Here is an 18148-nt window from a genome sequence, read left to right as displayed (position 1 = left end):
CGCGCCTTCCAAACAGTCAGCTTTTCAAACGGTTTCGTTGGGGATCAGTCGCAGGACCGCGCAGTGGCGCCACCCTGCCGGGACCGGCTGCCCTTCAGGAATCGGTGCGCGGAATCCAGGGGATGCGGTGAAATGTCACACCTTCCTCGTGGAGTTCGGAAACTTCCTCGTCAGACGCCTCGCCATAGATGCCGCGCGGGTCGGTCTCGCCGTAATGGATGCGCCGCGCCTCCTCGGCGAAGCGGTCGCCGACATAGTCGCAGTTCTTCTCCACACTGCGCCGCACCTCGGTCAGCTGCCGCATCACCTCTGCCACCGCCTCGCGCTGGGCGTCGTTCAGGCTCGGCGGCAGGGCTGCGACCACGTCGGCGGCGTTCGGCAGCGGGACCGGCGCGGGGATCGGCGCCGGAAGGGGGGCCGGCACCGCATTGGCGGGAGCGGCCGGCGGCGGCGTCGACGGGGCGTCCGCCGCGACGGCCTCGGCCTGTTCGCGGGCACGGTCGGCGGCCTTGGCGACGCCCTTGGCGATGCGCGGGGCCATCGGCGCCTTGCCGACCACGGTGTCGCCGCAGATCGGACAGGCGATCTGATGGCCCGCCGCCTGTTCGTCATAGGCGGCACCATTGCGGAACCACGCTTCGAACTGGTGGTCGGCCGAGCATCTCAACGCGAAGAGGATCATATCCCCACAAGCCCCAACTGACCCGCAGCAGGAAACACAAGTCCGGGCACGCCGGTCCGGGTTGCGGCGCGACTCGGGAATCGCCCTAATTCAGCACGGCCGGGCCGCGCCGTCAAACGCCGGACGGTCCATGCACGCATACCTCCTGTGATATCGTCCCCGACACCATCGAAAAAAGTCCGGATAAGGGAATTTCCCCATGCCCACACCTCATCCGCTGTCGCCGCCCTCCCCCTGGGTGGAGCGATTCGCCCCGCTGGTGCGGGCGGGCGGGCGGGTGCTCGACCTCGCCTGCGGCGGCGGACGGCATCTGCGCCTGTTCCATCGCCTCGGGCATCCGGTGGTGGGGCTGGACCGCGACCTCGGCGGCGTCGCCGACCTGGAGGACGGCGCGAACGTCACCCTCGTTCAGGCAGACCTGGAAAGCAGCGACTCGGGGATTTCGTCCAACTGCCTGCCGGTCGACGGCACCTTCGCCGGGATCGTCGTCACCAACTACCTGCACCGCCCGCTCTTCCCCGCCATCCTGGCGGCGCTGGAGCCGGGCGGCCTGCTGATCTACGAGACCTTCGCCGACGGCAATGCCCGCTTCGGCCGCCCGTCCTCTCCCGACTTCCTGCTGCGGCGGGGCGAATTGCTGGAGGCAGTGCACGGCAGGCTTCAGGTGGTGGCCTTCGAACAGGGCGAGCTGTCGGTGCCCAAGCCCGCGGTGGTGCAGCGGATCTGCGCCGTCGCCGGGGACGATCCGCTGCCGCTCTGATCCCGCATCCTTACCCGTCGCACTCACTCGTCGCTGTCGTCGGCGACCGGCTTCTGCTCCCCGCGGATGCGGCGGCGGCGGTCCTCCTTGCGCATGATCTGCTTGCCATGCTTGTGCTGGGCCGGCCCCTCCAGCGGGCCGCCGGGACGCACCGGGCGCTCGGCGAAGCGGCCGAGCGAGATCATGCGGTCGTACATCACCAGCGCCCCGGCGACGCCGACATTGATGCAGAAGGACATCGGGATCTTCACCACATGGTCGCAGCGCGCCAGCAGGGCGGGCGACAGGCTGTCGCGCTCCGGCCCCAGCACATAGGCGGCGCGCGACGGGTGGCGGAAGCTGGGCAGTTCCACCGCGTCGTCGGTCAGTTCCACCCCGACCAGCATGCAGTCCCTGGGCAGGGTGAAGTCGGCCACCCGCTCGTGGATGTAGAGCGGCAGGTGCAGCGTGGCGCCGGAGGTATCGACCAGCTTCGTCTCGCGCAGGTCCGGCTCCGGATCGATGGCGAAGAAGAAGGAGGCGCCGAAGGCATGGGCGGTGCGCATCAGGTTGCCGACATTGCCCGGCTTGCTGATCCGCTCCACCCCGATTCCGAAATAGCCACGCATGAAGAGCCCGCTGATCTTGGTAAGGATATGACCGGGCGGGAGCTTGCCGCCGCAGCCCGCCCGAGGCAAGCTTGCCGGCATGAGCCCAGACAATCCTCACGACCATTCCTCCTGCTGCGGTGGGGATCACCACCACGGCCATTCCCCCCATGACGGCCACCGGCCTGGCGAGAGCGCCGAGGGCCGTGCCGACCTGTCCGGCCCGGCGGAAAGCCCGATCACCGTCGAGGTGACGCGCGGCAGCCTGGTGGAGTCGGTCCACCGCGCCCGCGCCTGCATCGTCGATGCCGGCGGCCATGTGCTGGCGCGCTGGGGCGACATCGATGCGCCGGTCTACCCGCGCTCCGCCATCAAGTCGCTGCAGGCGATCCCGCTGGTGGAAAGCGGCGCGCTCGACGCGTTCGGGCTGGGGGATGAGGAGTTGGCGCTCGCCTGCTCCTCCCACAATGGCGAGGCGCGCCACACCGAACTGGTGCGGTCCTGGGCCGAACGGGTCGGGCTGACGCTCGACGATTACGAATGCGGCGCGCAGATCCCCTACGATCCCGCCACCGCCGAGGATCTGGTCCGCCGCGGCGAGGCGCCGACCGCCTTCCACAACAACTGCTCCGGCAAGCACAGCGGCTTCCTGACCACCGCCAGGCACAAGGGCGAACGGCTGAAGGGCTATGTCCGCTACGAACACCCGGTGCAGCAGCGCATCCTGGGCGTGATGGAGCAGATGACCGGACAGGACCTGTTCAGCGCGCCCTGGGGCGTCGATGGCTGTTCCATCCCCACCATCGGCATGCCGCTGGGCGCCATCGCCTATGCCATGGCCCGCATCGCCGACCCGGTCGACCTGCCCGACGCCCGGGCCGATGCCGTCACCCGCATCGCCGTTGCCTGGGGCAAGCACCCCTTCCTGATCGGCGGCACCGGAACCTTCGACACCGCACTGATGGAGGCGGCCGGCGGCGCCGTGCTGGTCAAGGGCGGGGCCGAGGGCGTCGGCTGCGCCGTGATCCCCGAGCAGGGCATCGGCATCGCCCTGAAGATCGAGGACGGTGCCGCCCGCGCCCGCGAGGTGGCGCTGGCCGCCCTGATCCGCTCGACCCGGGCGCTGACCGAGGCGCAATGGGCCCGTGTGCCGCAGCTGCTGACCGCCCCGCTGCTGAACCGCGCCGGCACGCGGGTGGGCGAGGTGCGGCCGGCAGAGGGCTGGCCGGGCTGAGAAAGGCCCGAATCAGGCGGATGCAGCGGGTGCGGATGCGGTGCTATGGTCGCCGCGCCATTTCCCCCCGTTGAGCGGTTCCCATGAGCATCGACGACCTGCGCGCCCAGTATGAAGCCTATCCCTATCCGGCGCGCAATCCGGCCGACGAGGCCGGACGGCTGATCACCGGCTCGCCCAGCCACCTGGACGAGCTGGTCCAGCATGTCTTCGGCGGCCGGATCGACCATTCCAGGCCGCTGCGGGTTCTGGTGGCCGGCGGTGGCACGGGGGACGGCACCATCATGCTGGCGCAGCAGATGGCCGATGCCGGCAATCCCGGCCGCATCGCCTACATCGACCTGTCCGACGCCAGCCGCGCCGTCGCCGAGGCGCGGGCCAAGGCGCGCGGCCTGACCAACATCGATTTCCACCGCGGGTCGCTGCTGGATCTGGGCGGGATTACAGCGGAAGTCGGGCCGTTCGACTACATCGACTGCTGCGGCGTGCTGCACCATCTGGACGACCCATCGGCCGGCCTGCGCTCGCTGGCCGGCGCGCTGGCGCCCGGCGGCGGCATCGGCATCATGGTCTACGCCCCCTACGGCCGCACCGGCGTCTATCCGATGCAGGAGGCGCTGCGCGGCATGACCGAGGGGTTGCCGCCGGCCGAGAAGGTGGCGCTGGCCCGCCGGCTGATCCAGGCTCTGCCGCCGACCAACTGGCTGCTGAACAACCCGCACATCAGCGACCACCGGCTGGCCGACGCCAACCTCTACGACCTGCTGCTGCACAGCTGCGACCGCCCCTACAGCGTGCCGCAGCTGGCCGAACTGGCGGACAGCGCCGGGCTCGCCGTCGCGACGCTGATAGACCCGCTGCGCTACGAGCCGTCGCTGTGGGTCAAGGACTCCCGCATCCTGAAGCAGTTGGCGGGGCTGGGCATGCTGGAACGCGCCGCCTGGACCGAGCGCGTCACCGGCGCCTTCACCAAGCACATCGCCTATCTGCTGCGCCCGGCCGATCTGCCGGCCGCCCACATCCAGCCGGACGGGCCGGAGGTGATCCCGGTCCTGCGCGACATCGACGGCAAGACCGTGGCGAAGGCGGTTCCGCCCGGCGGCAGCCTGGAATTCGACCTGATGGGCAGCGTGGTGTCGCTTCCCCTGCCCCGTCTGGCCGGCCCGATCCTGTCCAGGGTCGACGGCAGGACCAGCCTGGGCGCCCTGCACGCCGCCATCGAACCGACCGCCAAGGTCACCTGGGAGCAGTTCCTCACCCAGTTCCGCCAGCTGTTCGACGCGCTGGGCGGCCTGGGCAAGATGCATCTGCGGCGGCGATAGGGCGCAAGCCCCACCCCCGGCCGGCCCTTACCCCCGCAGAACCGGCACCGCGGCGTCGAGCGCCTTGGTCAGCCGGTCGAAGGTCTGGTGGATTTCCGCCTCGGAGATCACCAGCGGCGGACAGAGCGCGATGGAATCTCCCATGGCACGGACGATCAGGCCGTTGTCCTGGGCCAGGCCGTTAACCAGGGCGCCGGCGCGGCCGGGCGGATCGAAAGGCGTCCTGGTCGCCTTGTCGGCCACCAGTTCCAGCGCACCGATCAGGCCGATGCCGCGGGCCTCGCCGACCAGCGGATGGTCTGCCAGCGCCTTCAGCCGCGACTGGAAGGCCGGGGCGACCGAGCGGACATGCCCGACGATGTCGCGCTCCTCGTAAATGTTCAGCGTTTCCAGCGCCACCGCCGCCGCCACCGGGTGGGCGGAGTAGGTGTAGCCATGGCCGAAGGTGCCGATCTTCCGGCTTTCGTCGACACAGGCGCGATAGATGGCGTCGCTCACCATCACGGCGGAGATCGGCAGATAGCCCGACGACAGCTGCTTGGCGCAGGTCAGGATGTCCGGCTGCATGCCGACGGTCTGACTGCCCCAGAAATTGCCGGTGCGGCCGAAGCCGCAGATCACCTCGTCGGCAACCAGCAGGATGTCGTATTTCTTCAACACCGCCTGGATCTTGGCGAAGTAGGTCGCGGGCGGAACCACGACGCCGCCAGCGCCCATGATCGGCTCGGCGAACATGGCGGCGATGGTATCCGGCCCCTCGGCCAGGATCAGCGCCTCCAGCTGTTCGGCCAGACGGGTGGCGAAGGCTTCCTCGCTCTCGCCCTCAAGCCCATTCCTGTAATGGTGCGGGCAATCGCCGTGGATGATGCGGGCGATCGGCAGGTCGAAGTCGCGGTGGTTGTTGGGCAGCCCGGTCAGGCTGGCGGTCGCCACCGTCACGCCGTGATAGGCACGCTGACGCGACAGGATCTTCTTCTTCTCCGGCCGGCCGAGCGCGTTGTTGTAGTACCAGATCAGCTTGATCGCAGTGTCGTTGGCCTCCGAGCCGGAATTGGCGAAGAAGACCTTGGACATCGGCACCGGCGCCAGACCGATCAGCTTTTCAGCCAGATCGATGCCGGGCTCGTGCGACTTGTGACCGAAGATGTGATAGGTGGACAGCTGCCGCATCTGCTTGGTCGCCGCCTGGACCAGCCGCTCTTCGCCCCAGCCGAGCGAGACGCACCACAGGCTGGCCATGCCCTCGATGTAATCCTTGCCGCCATCGTCGAAGACGTGGATGCCTTCGCCACGTTCGATGATCATCGGCCCCTGCGTCTCATGGGCGTGCAGGTTGGTATAGGGATGGAGGACGAAGGCCTTGTCGCGGCTGGCGGCAGAGTTGCCGACGGTGCTGCCCGGAGCGGTCATGGAGTGGGTCTTCCTGTTCGGTCTTGTCGGGTTCGTTCACCCCGGATGGCCATAGCGGCTCACCGCAGGGTGTTCGATTTGTTAAACAGTATCGCCGATCATACGCACAGTTTCGCCACTCGACAAACCCGCTTCGCCGTCATCCGTGCCATGCGCGCAAGACGCTGGCGGGACGTGAAATCGGATGGGACAGCTTGACCGGAACGACGAGAGGGAGGAGCCGCTTTGCGCACGCTTTACGGTATGGTCAGCACGGCCGCGATGGCGCCGCACATCCTGCTGCGCGAGATCGGCGACCCTTTCGAACTGCGGCTGCTCGACCGTGACAAGGCGGAGCACAAGAGTGCCGCCTATCTGGCGCTGAACCCGCATGGCCGGGTGCCGACGCTGGTGGACGGCGATCTGGTGCTGTATGAGGCCGCCGCCATCTGCCTGCATCTGGCCGACAGCCATCCGGAGGCGAAACTGGCCCCGGCGGTCGGCACGCCCGAGCGGGCGGAGTTCTACAAATGGCTGGTCTATCTGACCAACAGCGTCCAGGCCGAGATGCTGCTGTACTTCTACCCCGAGCGTTACGTCGAGGGCACGCAAGCGCAGGCCGCCTTCAAGGCGGCGACCGAAACCCGGCTGAACGGTCATTTCGATGGGCTTGACCGCGCGCTTGCAGGGCGTACGTGGCTGCTGGGCGACACGTACAGCGCCGTGGACCCGTACCTGTTCATGCTGTGCCGCTGGACCCGCTTCATGGGACGCCCGGCACGCACGCTGGGAAATCTGGGACCTTACCTCGCCCGCGTTCTGGAACGTCCGGCGGTGAAGGCCGCTTTCGAGGCGGAAGGGTTGGAGGCGCCATTTTACTGAGGCAAAAAGCCCTCTCCCACGGTTGGGAGAGGGCCTTCACCCTTACGCCTTGCGAACCAGCCCACTCACCGGCTGGCCATCGATGGTCAGGGAGCCGCCTTCGGCACCGACCGCCACCGTCTGACCGTCCTTGATGCGGCCTTCGAGGATCAGGGTCGCCAGCGGGTTCTGCAACTCACGCTGGATCACCCGCTTCAGCGGACGGGCACCGTAGACCGGGTCGTAGCCGGACTCGGCCAGCCATTCGGTCGCGGCCTCGTCCACCGTCAGCGTGATCTCGCGGTCGGCGAGCATCTTCGTCAGGCGGCCGAGCTGGATCTTGACGATGCCGCCCATATGCCGGCGGTCGAGCCGGTGGAACAGCAGGATCTCGTCCAGGCGGTTCAGGAACTCCGGCCGGAAATGAGCCCGGACGGCCTCCATCACCTCGTCGCGCACGGCGGCGCTGTCCTCGCCCTCCGCCTGCTCGGCCAGCGCCTGCGAGCCGAGGTTGGAGGTCATGATGATGACCACGTTGCGGAAATCGACCGTGCGGCCCTGCCCGTCGGTCAGTCGGCCGTCGTCCAGCACCTGGAGCAGCACGTTGAAGACATCGGGGTGGGCCTTCTCCACCTCGTCGAACAGCACGACCTGATAGGGCCGGCGGCGCACCGCCTCGGTCAGCGCCCCGCCTTCCTCATAGCCGACATAGCCCGGAGGCGCGCCGATCATGCGGGCGACGGAGTGCTTCTCCATATATTCCGACATGTCGAGCCGGACCATCGCCGTCTCGTCGTCGAACAGGAACTCGGCCAGCGCCTTGGTCAGCTCGGTCTTGCCGACGCCGGTCGGACCGAGGAACAGGAAGGAGCCGATGGGACGGTTCGGGTCCTGCAACCCGGCGCGCGCCCGGCGCACGGCGTTGGACACGGCGACGATGGCCTCGTCCTGGCCGATGACCCGGCCGCGCAGCTTGTCCTCCATTGCCAGCAGCTTCTCGCGCTCGCCGGCCAGCATCTTGTCGACCGGAACACCGGTCCAGCGGCTGACCACGGCGGCGATGTCGCTGTCACGCACCTCCTCGTTCAGCATGCGGCTGGAAGCATGCTCCTCAGCATCCTTCAGGGCCTTCTCCAGACCGGGAATGACACCATAGGCAAGCTCGCCCGCGCGGCCCCAATTGCCGTCGCGCTGCGCCGTCTCCAGTTCGGTGCGGGCCTTCTCCAGATCCTCCTTGATCTTCTGCGCGCCCTGCAACTGGTCCTTCTCGGCCTGCCACTTGGCAGTCAGCTCGGCCGACTCCTGCTCCAGATCCGAAAGCTCCCGCTCCAGATTGACCAGACGGTCGCGCGAAGCGGAGTCCTGTTCGCGCTTCAGCGCCTCCCGCTCGATCTTCAGCTGGATGATGCGGCGGTCAAGTTCGTCGATGGCTTCCGGCTTGCTGTCCACCGCCATGCGCAGGCGGCTCGCCGCCTCGTCGATCAGGTCGATCGCCTTGTCTGGCAGGAAGCGGTCGGTGATGTAGCGGTTGGACAGGGTCGCCGCCGACACGATGGCGCTGTCGGTGATGCGCACGCCATGGTGGACCTCATAGCGCTCCTTCAGGCCGCGCAGGATGGAGATGGTGTCCTCCACCGTCGGCTCCGACACGAAGACCGGCTGGAAACGCCGCGCCAGCGCCGCGTCCTTCTCGATGTATTTGCGGAACTCGTCCAGCGTGGTGGCGCCGACGCAATGCAGCTCGCCACGCGCCAGCGCGGGCTTCAGCATGTTGGAGGCGTCCATCGCGCCGTCGGACTTGCCGGCACCGACCAGCGTGTGCAGTTCGTCGATGAAGACGACGATCTCGCCGGCCGCCGCCTGGATTTCCGACAGCACGGCCTTCAGCCGCTCCTCGAACTCGCCGCGATACTTGGCGCCCGCCACCAGCGCGCCGAGGTCGAGCGACAGAAGCTGCTTGTTCTTCAGGCCTTCCGGCACGTCGCCCTTGACGATGCGCTGGGCCAGCCCCTCGACGATGGCGGTCTTGCCGACGCCAGGCTCGCCGATCAGCACGGGATTGTTCTTGGTGCGGCGGGCCAGCACCTGGATGGTGCGGCGGATTTCCTCGTCACGGCCGATGACCGGATCGAGCTTGCCATCGCGCGCCGCGGCGGTCAGGTCGCGGGCGTACTTCTTCAGCGCGTCATAGCCCTGCTCGGCGCTGGCGCTGTCGGCGGTGCGGCCCTTGCGAATGTCGTTGATGGCGGTGTTCAGCGCCTGCGGCGTCACGCCGGCGGACTTCAACGCCTTGCCCGACGGGGTGCCGTCGGCCATGGCCAGCGCCAGCAGGATGCGTTCGGCGGTGACGAAGCTGTCGCCGGCCTTTTCGGCGACCTTCTCCGCCTGTTCGAAGACGCGGGAGAGTTCGGGCGTCAGGTAGAGCTGGCCGGCGCCGCTGCCCTCGACCTTCGGCAGCTTGTCCAGTTCGGCATCAACCGCCGACAGGGCCGCCTTGGCATCGCCGCCCGCCGCACGGATCAGGTTGGCGGCAAGCCCTTCCTTGTCGTCCAGCAGCGTCTTCAGCAGATGTTCCGGGGTCAGGCGCTGATGCCCACGGCGCACGGCCAGGGTCTGCGCGGCCTGAATGAACCCGCGGCTGCGCTCGGTGTATTGCTCGAAATCCATGATGCTCCCCTTCTCCTGTCGACCGTCCGCGAGGCAGCCCGGTCAACGTGATCCACGCAACTGTGCGATCCGCAAGGATGCTGCCGAAGATGTAGGCAAGGCCGAAGGCCATGCAAGACCATCTGCGTAGAAAGGTTATCGGTGGAGAAACGCGGCCACACCTGCCTCCTCCAGACCGGCTAGGACCGGGAAAAAGAGGTAGCACGCGACCCGCCGATTGCCCCCTACACCATCCCTCCCGGCCGCGGCTAGACTGCCGCCATCCCGCCTTTCCGCCTTCCAAGGGCCCCCGTTCCGGATTTCATCATGACCGATCTGGCCGCCTCCGGTTCCCCGACCAGCACGACACCGGCATCCGCCGGCCAGCCAATTCCGAGAAGCATGACGGGCCGGCTGCTTCGTCTCGCCTGGAGCCTGCGCGGGGTCTGGCATCGGCTGGCACGGCCGCTGACCATGGGGGTGAGAGCGATAATCCTGGACGAGGCGGACCCGGCATCGCCCGGCGTCCTGCTGATCCGGCACAGCTACGTCGATGGCTGGCACCTGCCCGGAGGCGGTGTCGGGCGGGGAGAGACGCTGGTCGACGCTATGCGGCGCGAGGTGCGGGAAGAAGTCGGGTTGATCGCCGACCGCCCTGCTCAGCCTTTCGCCATCTATGCCCGCTTCCGCAACGGAGCGAGCGACCATGTGGCAGTCTATGTCGTGCGCGGCTGGAGCGGCAAACCGAAGGCCGACGGGGTGGAGATCGTCGAAACCCGATTTTTCCCGCTCGACCGGCTGCCGACCGACCTGTCGCCGGCCACCGGACGGCGGCTGGAGGAATTTCTTGGCCGCCGGCCCGTCGCCGAACGCTGGTAGCGGCACCAGATTACGGGGTGGAGCGGGCAGTTCGGGCGATCCGGCCTGCCATACCCCAGCCGCAGCGTGAGAAATAGGCACCGCATCGGTTGACAGGGACGCTCCAGCCCTTTCATTGTGCAGTGCAATGAACGCCACACTGACCGTCATCCGCCGCTATCCCGTCAAGGGGATGAGCGGCCAGGATCTTCCCGCCATCGATCTGACCGTTGGTCAGGCGATTCCGCTCGACCGCCGCTACGGGCTGTTGCACGGCCCGGCCGCGCTGGATACCGAGACGGAGGGCTGGCGCCTGCCGTCGGATTTCTTCACGCTGGATCGTACGGAAAAGCTGGCGGCCTTACAGAGCGAGTTCGACGAGGCGACGCAGGCGCTGATCATCCGCCGCAGCGGCCGGCAGGTGTCGCGCGGCCGGCTGGACCAGCCGATGGGCCGCAACCTGCTGGAACAGTTTTTCGCCGCCTATCTGGCGGGGATCGTCCCCGGCATGCCCCGCCTGATCGAAGCGCAGCAGGGCGGCTTCGGCAACAGCGAGGAACCGTCGGTCACGCTGCTGAACCTCGCCAGCCTGCGCGACCTGGAGGAGCGGATCGCCAAGCAGCCGGTCGATCCCCGCCGCCTGCGCGCCAACCTGCTGGTGGACGGCATCGATCCCTGGGCGGAGCGCGGCTGGGTCGGCAGGACCCTGACCGTCGGTGCGGCAACGCTGGAGGTGGTGGAGGCGCTCGACTGCACGCCCGGGAACGATGTGAACCCGGATACCGGCGTCGCCGACCTCAGCCTGACGAACATCATGGAACGCGGCTATGGCCACAACCAAATGCTGCTGCGCGCCCGGGTGACCGGCGGCGGCCGGATCGCAGTGGGCGACCCGGTCACGCCGGCCGAATAAACGTCACCTCAGGTAAGCGTCACATATCAGGCGTTCACGGCCGCCCGTTCCTCGCCGTCGGTCTCATCCTCGGCCGGCTGCTCGTCCTCGTCGCCACCATGCGAAGACATCTGCGGCTGGTGGCCGTGCCCATTGCCGGGCTGCCCACCGCGCTGGCGGTTTTCCGATTCCTGGATCTGGTTGATGATGCGGAGGTAATGCTCCGCATGCTGCAGGTAATTTTCCGCCTGCACCCGGTCACCGGACGACATCGCGTCGCGGGCAAGCGCCTGATACTTTTCCTGCACCTGCCACGCATTGCCGCGGATGCGGACGTCGGGGCCGTTGCTGTCGAAGGTCTGGTGGCGCAGCGGAACGTTCTGGCGCCGGCCGGCACTGCCACCCCCGCCGCCGCCACCACCGCCGCTGCCCCCGCCGCCGCTGTTGCCACGACCACGCGAACGCCTGGAGTTCGGTCCCTGTCTCATTCGGCTCTTAAGGCCCCATGCAAGAGAAGCGCAGTCCCCGGAACGCTCCGGCGGCCATCCGGCCTTGCGGCCCGGCCACCGAGCCCGCCATGGACGATTTCCATGGGTCGCTCACGGGGTTCAAACGACGCGTCCGCATCGCGTGCGGCAGGCCATGGCGGTCAGCGCTCGGCAGAAAACCATCCGAGATTCTTGCTCCGCAGGCCTCAGGTTCGCGGTCGTGTACCGCACACTACCCGCCAAAGCCTGCCGATCCAACCGTTTTTTTGGATGGGCAGCCGCCTCACAGGCTCTTCCGAGCCCTGACACAGCGCTTTACCCCACCAAGGTCACACAGGATCGCGGTGTCTCCCAACCCCTGCGCCCCGACCAGCGCCGCCACGTCTTCCGCCTGGCCCTGCCCGACTTCGAACGCGACCAGTCCGCCGGGGACCAGCAGACGCGGCAATTCGGCGGCGAGGATGCGGTAGGGCTCCAGCCCGTCGGGCCCGCCGTCCAGCGCGCGAAGCGGGTCGTGCTCCCGCACCTCCGGCTCCAGCGTGGCAATGTCGGCGCTGGGAATGTAGGGCGGGTTCGACACCACGATGTCGAAACGCTCTTCGATCCCCTTGGCCCAGTCGCCGGTCTGGAAGCGGGCGCGCTTCGCCAGCCCGTTGCGGTCGGCGTTCCCGGCTGCCGCCTCCACCGCCAGCGGGCTCAGATCGACGCCGACACCGGTGGCATTCGGCAGCTCCGACAGCAGCGCCAGCAGGATACAACCCGTTCCGGTTCCGAAATCGATCAGGCGCAGCGGAGCCTTCCGGTCGGGAATGGCGGCCAGAACCGCCTCCACGACCGTCTCGGTGTCCGGCCGCGGTTCCAGCGTGTCGGGGTTGAGGGCGAGATCGATGGTCCAGAACTCCCGGTGCCCCAGAATGCGCCCCACCGGCTCCCGCGCCGCACGCCGCTCCACCAACGCCAGGGCATGGGCAGCATCGGCATCGGGGATAAGCTGTTCCGCCTTCGTAACGAATTCGGTGCGGGTGAGGGTCAACGCATGCTCCAGCAGATAGCGGGCGTCGAGTTCCGGCGTATCGACGCCGGCCTCGCGCAGCCGCGCCTCGGCCTGGGCACGCAGGGTGCGGAGGTTCATGCGATCACCCCAGCTCCGCCAGCCGGGCAGCCTCGTCCTCGGCAATCAGGGCGTCGACCAGTTCATCCAGCGCCTCCCCGGCCATCACCTTGTCGATCTTGTAGAGCGTCAGGTTGATGCGATGGTCGGTCACCCGCCCCTGGGGGAAATTGTAGGTGCGGATGCGTTCCGAACGGTCGCCGCTGCCCACCTGGTTCTTGCGGTCGGCGGCGCGGACAGCGTCCTTCTCCGCCCGCTCGCGGTCGTACAGCCGGGCGCGCAGCACCTTCAGCGCCTTGGCCTTGTTCTTGTGCTGCGACTTCTCGTCCTGCTGGCTCACCACCAGCCCGGTCGGCAGGTGGGTGATGCGCACGGCGCTGTCTGTGGTGTTGACCGACTGGCCACCGGGACCGGAGGAGCGGAAGACGTCGATCCGCAGATCCTTCTCGTCGATGTGGATGTCCACCTCCTCCGCCTCCGGCAGCACGGCGACGGTGGCGGCCGAGGTGTGAATGCGACCCTGTGCCTCGGTTGCCGGCACGCGCTGGACGCGGTGGACGCCGGACTCGAATTTCAGCCGGGCAAACACGCCACGGCCGGTGATGTTGGCGGTGGCCTCCTTGTAGCCACCGATGCCGGTCTCGCTGACGTCCATCGCCTCGAAGCGCCAGCCATGCAGGCCGGCATAGCGGCGGTACATCTCGAACAGCTCGGCGGCGAACAGTGCGGCCTCATCGCCGCCCGTCCCCGCCCGCACCTCCAGGATGGCGTTCTTTTCGTCCGCCTCGTCCTTGGGCAGGAGCGAAATCTGCACCTTGCGCTCCAAATCCGGGATGCGCTTGGTCAGGACGTGGAATTCCTCCTCCGCCATCGCCTTCATCTCGGGGTCGGCGCCGGGATCGCCCATCATCGCCGCGATCATTTCCGCCAGATCGGCGGCCTCGGCGCGGCCCTTCTTCAACTCCGCGATGGCCTCGGCAATCGGGGTGACGTCGGCATATTCCTTGGACAGCCGGGCGAAGTCGCCGGACTCGACAAGGCCGGCCGCAAGCGTGTCGCGCAGCTCGTCGTACCGGGCCATCACCTTATCGAACTTCTCGTCCAGGCTCACGTCGCTCGTCCTTATCCCGTTCGTTCTCTTCCAATGCGGCAGCGGTCAGCCTATCCAGCCCGAACAGGCGGAACATCAGCCGTTCCGCCGCCGCCCGTTCGGCCAGCCCCTCGCCACTGCCATCGGCAGCGAGCGCCCGCAGCGCCTCCGATGGGGCGTGCAGCAGGCGGTTGACCAGCAGCCGCGTCGCCGACGCCGCATCCAGATCGGCATGCCCGGCCAGCAGGCGCCGCCGCTCCGCTTCGAAATGGCTACGAAGCGCCGCGACCGCGGGCACCGCGGCGCGTTCCGCACGGTCGCGGGCGAAAGCGGCAACCGCCTCGTCCACGATCATCCATGCCGCCTGGGTCGCCGCCTCGCGCCCAACCCGGCCCTGCAGCGCCACCCGCTCCAGATCGGCCAGGTCATAGACGAAGGCGCCGTCCATACCCGCCACCGCTGGATCAACGTCGGCCGGAATGGCGGCATCGACCACGAAGACCGGCCGGCGGCGACGGCGCTTCAACACCGCCTCCATCATCGGAGCGGTCAGGATATAGCGCCCAAGACCGGCCGCGGTCACCAGGATATCGGCGCCGGTCATCGCCGCCTCCAGATCGGCCCAGGGGGCGAAATGCCCGTCGAGCCGCCGCGCCGCCGCTTCCGCCCGCCGATCCACCGGCGCTGCGACGGTCAGCCGCGGCAGCCCGGCCTCGCGTAGCCCCTCCAGAACCAGGGCGCCCATGTCGCCCATTCCCACCAGCAGAGCGCCGCAGCGCCTGATGTCGCCGTGCAGGTCGCGCGCCACCTGGATGGCTGCCGCGGCCAGCGAGGTGGCGCCCTCCGCGATCGGCGTCTCGCTGCGCACCCGCTTGGCGGCTGCATAGGCGGCCTGCAGAACCGCTTCCAGTTCCGGTCCGGTCAGCCCCGCACCGGAAGCGCTGCGGTGGGCCGCCTTCAACTGGCCCAGGATATGGGGTTCGCCAACGATCTGGCTGTCGAGCGAGCAGGCCACAGCGAACAGGTGGCGCACGGCGTCGATGCCGGTGCGGGTGTAAAGCTGCGGCGCCAGATCGGATGTCGACAGGCCGGCGCGGTCGGCCATGACCTCGGCAATCGCCAGGGCCGCCTCGTTCGGGCGCTCATGGACCGCCTGCACCTCCACCCGGTCGCAGGTGCTGAGCCACAGCGCCTGCCCCACCCCCACGGCACGCAGCCGCTCCAGCATTCCCGCCACTTCCGCCTCGTCGGTAGACAGGCGGTCGCGGACGACGCCGGAGCAGGTCCGGTGGCTGGCACAAATGACGAGGTAGGAGGTGGTGGTCACGCCGCGGATCGCTGTCCCTGCCCGAATTCCGGGCAGCTTACTCCGCGGCGGGGGCCACGTCTCGCTTGGTTTCTCGGGTGGTTTCGGCTTCGGCAGCCTCCGCGGCGGCCTTCGCCGCCTCGATCTCCGCCGCCTTCTTCTCGACCAGCCCGACCAGATGCTGGACGATGTCCTGGTCCTTCAGCCGGTGGTCGGTGACGCCGGACAGATAAACCTGATGGGTGTTGTTGCCGCCGCCGGTCAGGCCGATGTCGGTTTCCCGCGCCTCGCCCGGGCCGTTCACGACGCAGCCGATCACCGACAGGGTCAGCGGGGTGGTGATGTGGGCCAGCTTCTGCTCCAGCAGCTCCACCGTCTTGATAACGTTGAAATTCTGCCGGGCGCAGCTGGGGCAGGAAATGACGGTCACGCCGCGCCGGCGCAGCCCCAGAGACTTCAGGATGTCGTAGCCGACCAGGACCTCTTCCGCCGGATCGGCCGACAGCGATACGCGCAGCGTGTCGCCGATGCCGGACCACAGCAGCATGCCCAGCCCAATCGACGACTTCACCGTTCCGGCGCGCAGGCCGCCCGCCTCGGTGATGCCGATGTGCAGAGGATAGTCGCAGGCCTCCGCCAAGCCCTGGTAGGCGGCGACGGCCAGGAAGGCATCCGAGGCCTTCACCGAGATCTTGAACTCGCGGAAATCATTGTCTTCCAGGATCTTCGCGTGGTTCAGCGCGCTTTCGACCATCGCCTCCGGACAGGGCTCGCCATATTTCTCCAGCAGATCCTGCTCCAGCGAGCCGGCATTGACGCCGATGCGCATCGAACAACCATGATCCTTGGCCGCCTTCACCACTTCGCGCACCCGCTCGGCCGAGCCAATGTTGCCGGGGTTGATCCGCAGGCAGGCGGCTCCGCTCTCCGCCGCCTCGATGGCGCGCTTGTAGTGGAAATGAATGTCGGCCACGATCGGCACCTTCACCTGCCGCACGATGTCCTTGAGCGCCAGAGCCGAGTCGCGGTCGGGGCAGGAGACGCGGACGATGTCGGCCCCCACCCGTTCGGCCGCCTGGATCTGCTCCACCGTGGCCTTCACATCGGTGGTCGGCGTATTGGTCATGGTCTGGACCGAGATCGGCGCATCACCGCCGACAAGCACATTGCCGACGCGAATCTGGCGCGATTTGCGGCGAAGGATCTGGCGGTAGGCGCGCACGGTCATCTCAGGTCAGCCTCTGGACAGCAAAACGGAACCGGGTGCCGCATCCTAGCGCAGCCGGCATCAGGCCAGAAGTGCGCTCCGGCGCCGGGGATTCAAGGGATAGGGTTGGTGGGGCGCCGCGGACGCATGGCTGACGCCCGCACCGACCGGTTTCAGCGCCGCACGACCCCATGGCCGTCGATGGCGACGTCGCGCAGCACCTGCCCTACGGAGCCCAGCGGCGGGCTTTCACCGCCGTCGGCCATCACCACCAGACCGCCAGCGTTGCCGGTGCGGATCTTCACGTTGGGCTTGTCGGGAACGCGGAAGGTGTCGCCCGGCTTCAACACGCGGGTGAAGACAATCTCACTGCCATCACGCACTTGAAGCCAGCTTTCTTGCGTCGCCTTCAGGATCAGCTTCGCATTGGTGTTCAGAGTGCCATAAACCTTGCCGTTGGCCGGGATCGACGCAGCCGGAACCGCGGGCGCGGCCGGAGGGGCTACCGCGGCGTTCAGCGGAGTCGGATCCTGCGGCGACGCCTCGTCGTCGTCCTCGGCCGGAGGGGCCGGCACATTGACGATGCCCTGCCCACCCGTCTGGTTGGCAGCGGGCGCGTTGGCGGAGGGCAATGGCGACTGGGCCGGCGGTAGCCCGGCGGCAGCAGTCCCTGCCTGCGGCTTGGCCGCACCACCCTGCGGAGTTGCCGGCGCTGGCGTGGCGGTAGACGCGGCAGTCTGCGGCGGCTTGCCAGCGGTGGACGGTGTTGCGGACGGTGCCGAAGTCGCGGGTGTCGATCCAGCCTGGGTTGGGCTGGCTGGGGCAGTGTTCACCGGAGATTGGGCTGTGGTCTGGGTCGGCGTCGTGATCGCTGGTGCCGGGACGGCGGGTTCAGCGCCGGGCTGGCTGGACGTTGCAGACTGGTCGGCCACTTGCTCGGCCGGCTTGGCCGGCACGCCGTCCAGCAGCGAGACCAGACGGTCCGGCAGAGTCGGAACGAGGTCCGCCACTGACCGGTCGGTCGCCGACAGATAGTACCAGCCGCCATAAACGATGCCGGCGAGCACCAGCGTGCCGAGCAGCAGCGTTCCACCCGATGCCCGCCCTTCGGCCGCCGGAGTCGGCAGATACAATTCCTGTCGGCGGACGCTGCCGGCAGCCTCCTCCTTGTAGCGGGTGACGACCATGTCCGGGTCGAGACCCAGGCACTCGGCATAGGAGCGCAGGAAACCGATGGCGTAGGTGCTGCCCGGCAGCTCCTGATACCGCCCTTCCTCAATCGCCAGCAGGTAAGGATAGCGGATGCGCAGCATCGTCGCGACGTCGCGCAGGTCATAGCCATGCGCCATCCGCGTCGCACGCAGAGTCTCGGAGACGGAGGGACCGGACGGAGCCGGATCGAAATCGTCGAAAACCTTGCGCTTGGCCATGGGCTCGCCATCTGCTCGCAGCTTGTGCACACGCCGGAAAAGCATGCGCAGCGGGGGCATCCGCGTGGATGCAACTTGCGAAATGGGTACGACATGCCGCCCCCACGGCGCAACCGCAATGACCACGGGTCAGGGAACGCGGGTCGTGACAAGTGGGTGCGGGGCTCCACTCCGAAAAGCAAGAAGCCCGCCCTGCGTGAGCAGGGCGGGCTTCTTGTCGATTTGGTTGCGGGGGCAGGATTTGAACCTGCGGCCTTCAGGTTATGAGCCTGACGAGCTACCGGG

At 68.1% G+C, this 18148-nt stretch carries 16 protein-coding genes; 6 read left to right on the top strand and 10 right to left on the bottom strand.

The annotated features are described in order from the left end of the window. Positions 1-94: 94 nt before the first annotated feature. On the bottom strand, positions 95-682 hold the full coding sequence (locus CRT60_RS22445; RefSeq protein ID WP_098738811.1) for a DUF1178 family protein: 588 nt from the start codon (positions 680-682) through the stop codon (positions 95-97). Positions 683-881: 199 nt separating this feature from the next. On the opposite strand from CRT60_RS22445, the gene CRT60_RS22440 reads away from it, so the two are divergent. Then, entirely contained in the window at positions 882-1442 is a 561-nt protein-coding gene (locus tag CRT60_RS22440) for a class I SAM-dependent methyltransferase (RefSeq protein ID WP_098738810.1), read from the top strand. A 23-nt stretch (positions 1443-1465) separates the two neighbouring features. On the opposite strand, the gene CRT60_RS22435 is transcribed toward CRT60_RS22440, so the two are convergent. Continuing rightward, positions 1466-2050 carry an RNA methyltransferase gene (locus tag CRT60_RS22435; protein ID WP_098740977.1) on the bottom strand — a complete coding sequence of 195 codons (585 nt, stop codon included), beginning with the start codon at positions 2048-2050 and terminating at the stop codon, positions 1466-1468. Positions 2051-2129: 79 nt separating this feature from the next. Here CRT60_RS22435 and CRT60_RS22430 point away from each other — a divergent pair, with 79 nt between their 5' ends. Together CRT60_RS22430 and CRT60_RS22425 are read left to right on the top strand one after the other, a co-directional pair. Further along, positions 2130-3263: an asparaginase gene (locus CRT60_RS22430; protein WP_098740978.1), complete on the top strand. Its 1134-nt coding sequence runs from the start codon at positions 2130-2132 to the stop codon at positions 3261-3263. An 83-nt stretch (positions 3264-3346) separates the two neighbouring features. Next, positions 3347-4585, top strand: a complete 1239-nt coding sequence (locus CRT60_RS22425; RefSeq protein ID WP_098738809.1) for a class I SAM-dependent methyltransferase — start codon at positions 3347-3349, stop codon at positions 4583-4585. 27 nt (positions 4586-4612) lie between these two features. Here the strand turns inward: CRT60_RS22425 and CRT60_RS22420 are convergent, their stop codons facing one another. Next, positions 4613-5995, bottom strand: coding sequence for an aspartate aminotransferase family protein (locus CRT60_RS22420; protein WP_098738808.1), 1383 nt, complete (start codon positions 5993-5995; stop codon positions 4613-4615). A 225-nt stretch (positions 5996-6220) separates the two neighbouring features. Here CRT60_RS22420 and CRT60_RS22415 point away from each other — a divergent pair, with 225 nt between their 5' ends. Further along, the gene (locus CRT60_RS22415; RefSeq protein WP_204562095.1) at positions 6221-6856 is read left to right on the top strand and encodes a glutathione S-transferase family protein; all 636 of its coding nucleotides are present in this window, start codon (positions 6221-6223) and stop codon (positions 6854-6856) included. 42 nt (positions 6857-6898) lie between these two features. On the opposite strand, the gene clpB is transcribed toward CRT60_RS22415, so the two are convergent. Then, the gene (clpB, locus tag CRT60_RS22410) at positions 6899-9502 is read right to left on the bottom strand and encodes an ATP-dependent chaperone ClpB (RefSeq protein WP_098738806.1); all 2604 of its coding nucleotides are present in this window, start codon (positions 9500-9502) and stop codon (positions 6899-6901) included. Between the two features lie 306 nt (positions 9503-9808). Here clpB and CRT60_RS22405 point away from each other — a divergent pair, with 306 nt between their 5' ends. Together CRT60_RS22405 and CRT60_RS22400 are read left to right on the top strand one after the other, a co-directional pair. Then, positions 9809-10360 (top strand): NUDIX domain-containing protein, encoded by a 552-nt coding sequence (locus CRT60_RS22405; RefSeq protein ID WP_098738805.1) that lies wholly within the window; start codon positions 9809-9811, stop codon positions 10358-10360. Between the two features lie 127 nt (positions 10361-10487). After that, a complete protein-coding gene (locus CRT60_RS22400; RefSeq protein ID WP_098738804.1) occupies positions 10488-11252 on the top strand; it encodes an MOSC domain-containing protein in 765 nt (254 codons plus the stop codon). Between the two features lie 26 nt (positions 11253-11278). On the opposite strand, the gene CRT60_RS22395 is transcribed toward CRT60_RS22400, so the two are convergent. From CRT60_RS22395 to CRT60_RS22370, 6 genes are all read right to left on the bottom strand, one after another. Further along, positions 11279-11719, bottom strand: coding sequence for a DUF4167 domain-containing protein (locus CRT60_RS22395; protein WP_098738803.1), 441 nt, complete (start codon positions 11717-11719; stop codon positions 11279-11281). A gap of 283 nt (positions 11720-12002) precedes the next feature. Next, on the bottom strand, positions 12003-12851 hold the full coding sequence (prmC, locus tag CRT60_RS22390; protein ID WP_098738802.1) for a peptide chain release factor N(5)-glutamine methyltransferase: 849 nt from the start codon (positions 12849-12851) through the stop codon (positions 12003-12005). 4 nt (positions 12852-12855) lie between these two features. Further along, positions 12856-13941: a peptide chain release factor 1 gene (gene prfA / locus CRT60_RS22385; protein WP_098738801.1), complete on the bottom strand. Its 1086-nt coding sequence runs from the start codon at positions 13939-13941 to the stop codon at positions 12856-12858. Continuing rightward, positions 13916-15247 (bottom strand): glutamyl-tRNA reductase, encoded by a 1332-nt coding sequence (hemA, locus tag CRT60_RS22380; protein ID WP_098738800.1) that lies wholly within the window; start codon positions 15245-15247, stop codon positions 13916-13918. The genes prfA and hemA overlap by 26 nt, the downstream gene beginning before the upstream one ends. Positions 15248-15284: 37 nt before the next feature. Continuing rightward, the gene (ispG, locus tag CRT60_RS22375) at positions 15285-16454 is read right to left on the bottom strand and encodes a flavodoxin-dependent (E)-4-hydroxy-3-methylbut-2-enyl-diphosphate synthase (RefSeq protein ID WP_098738799.1); all 1170 of its coding nucleotides are present in this window, start codon (positions 16452-16454) and stop codon (positions 15285-15287) included. A gap of 152 nt (positions 16455-16606) precedes the next feature. Then, positions 16607-17863 (bottom strand): helix-turn-helix domain-containing protein, encoded by a 1257-nt coding sequence (locus CRT60_RS22370; protein WP_098738798.1) that lies wholly within the window; start codon positions 17861-17863, stop codon positions 16607-16609. Positions 17864-18148 lie beyond the last annotated feature (285 nt).

Source organism: Azospirillum palustre, assembly GCF_002573965.1.
GTDB classification, from domain to species: Bacteria; Pseudomonadota; Alphaproteobacteria; order Azospirillales; family Azospirillaceae; genus Azospirillum; species Azospirillum palustre.
This window is presented reverse-complemented; position numbering and strand designations above follow the sequence as displayed.

Excerpts from the sequence above, each read along its gene's own strand:
- CRT60_RS22445 (WP_098738811.1), bottom strand. The coding sequence starts at position 682 with ATGATCCTCTTCGCGTTGAGATGCTCGGCCGACCACCAGTTCGAAGCG.
- CRT60_RS22440 (WP_098738810.1), top strand. The coding sequence starts at position 882 with ATGCCCACACCTCATCCGCTGTCGCCGCCCTCCCCCTGGGTGGAGCGA.
- CRT60_RS22435 (WP_098740977.1), bottom strand. The coding sequence starts at position 2,050 with ATGCGTGGCTATTTCGGAATCGGGGTGGAGCGGATCAGCAAGCCGGGC.
- CRT60_RS22430 (WP_098740978.1), top strand. The coding sequence starts at position 2,130 with ATGAGCCCAGACAATCCTCACGACCATTCCTCCTGCTGCGGTGGGGAT.
- CRT60_RS22425 (WP_098738809.1), top strand. The coding sequence starts at position 3,347 with ATGAGCATCGACGACCTGCGCGCCCAGTATGAAGCCTATCCCTATCCG.
- CRT60_RS22420 (WP_098738808.1), bottom strand. The coding sequence starts at position 5,995 with ATGACCGCTCCGGGCAGCACCGTCGGCAACTCTGCCGCCAGCCGCGAC.
- clpB (WP_098738806.1), bottom strand. The coding sequence starts at position 9,502 with ATGGATTTCGAGCAATACACCGAGCGCAGCCGCGGGTTCATTCAGGCC.
- CRT60_RS22405 (WP_098738805.1), top strand. The coding sequence starts at position 9,809 with ATGACCGATCTGGCCGCCTCCGGTTCCCCGACCAGCACGACACCGGCA.
- CRT60_RS22400 (WP_098738804.1), top strand. The coding sequence starts at position 10,488 with ATGAACGCCACACTGACCGTCATCCGCCGCTATCCCGTCAAGGGGATG.
- CRT60_RS22395 (WP_098738803.1), bottom strand. The coding sequence starts at position 11,719 with ATGAGACAGGGACCGAACTCCAGGCGTTCGCGTGGTCGTGGCAACAGC.
- prmC (WP_098738802.1), bottom strand. The coding sequence starts at position 12,851 with ATGAACCTCCGCACCCTGCGTGCCCAGGCCGAGGCGCGGCTGCGCGAG.
- ispG (WP_098738799.1), bottom strand. The coding sequence starts at position 16,454 with ATGACCGTGCGCGCCTACCGCCAGATCCTTCGCCGCAAATCGCGCCAG.
- CRT60_RS22370 (WP_098738798.1), bottom strand. The coding sequence starts at position 17,863 with ATGGCCAAGCGCAAGGTTTTCGACGATTTCGATCCGGCTCCGTCCGGT.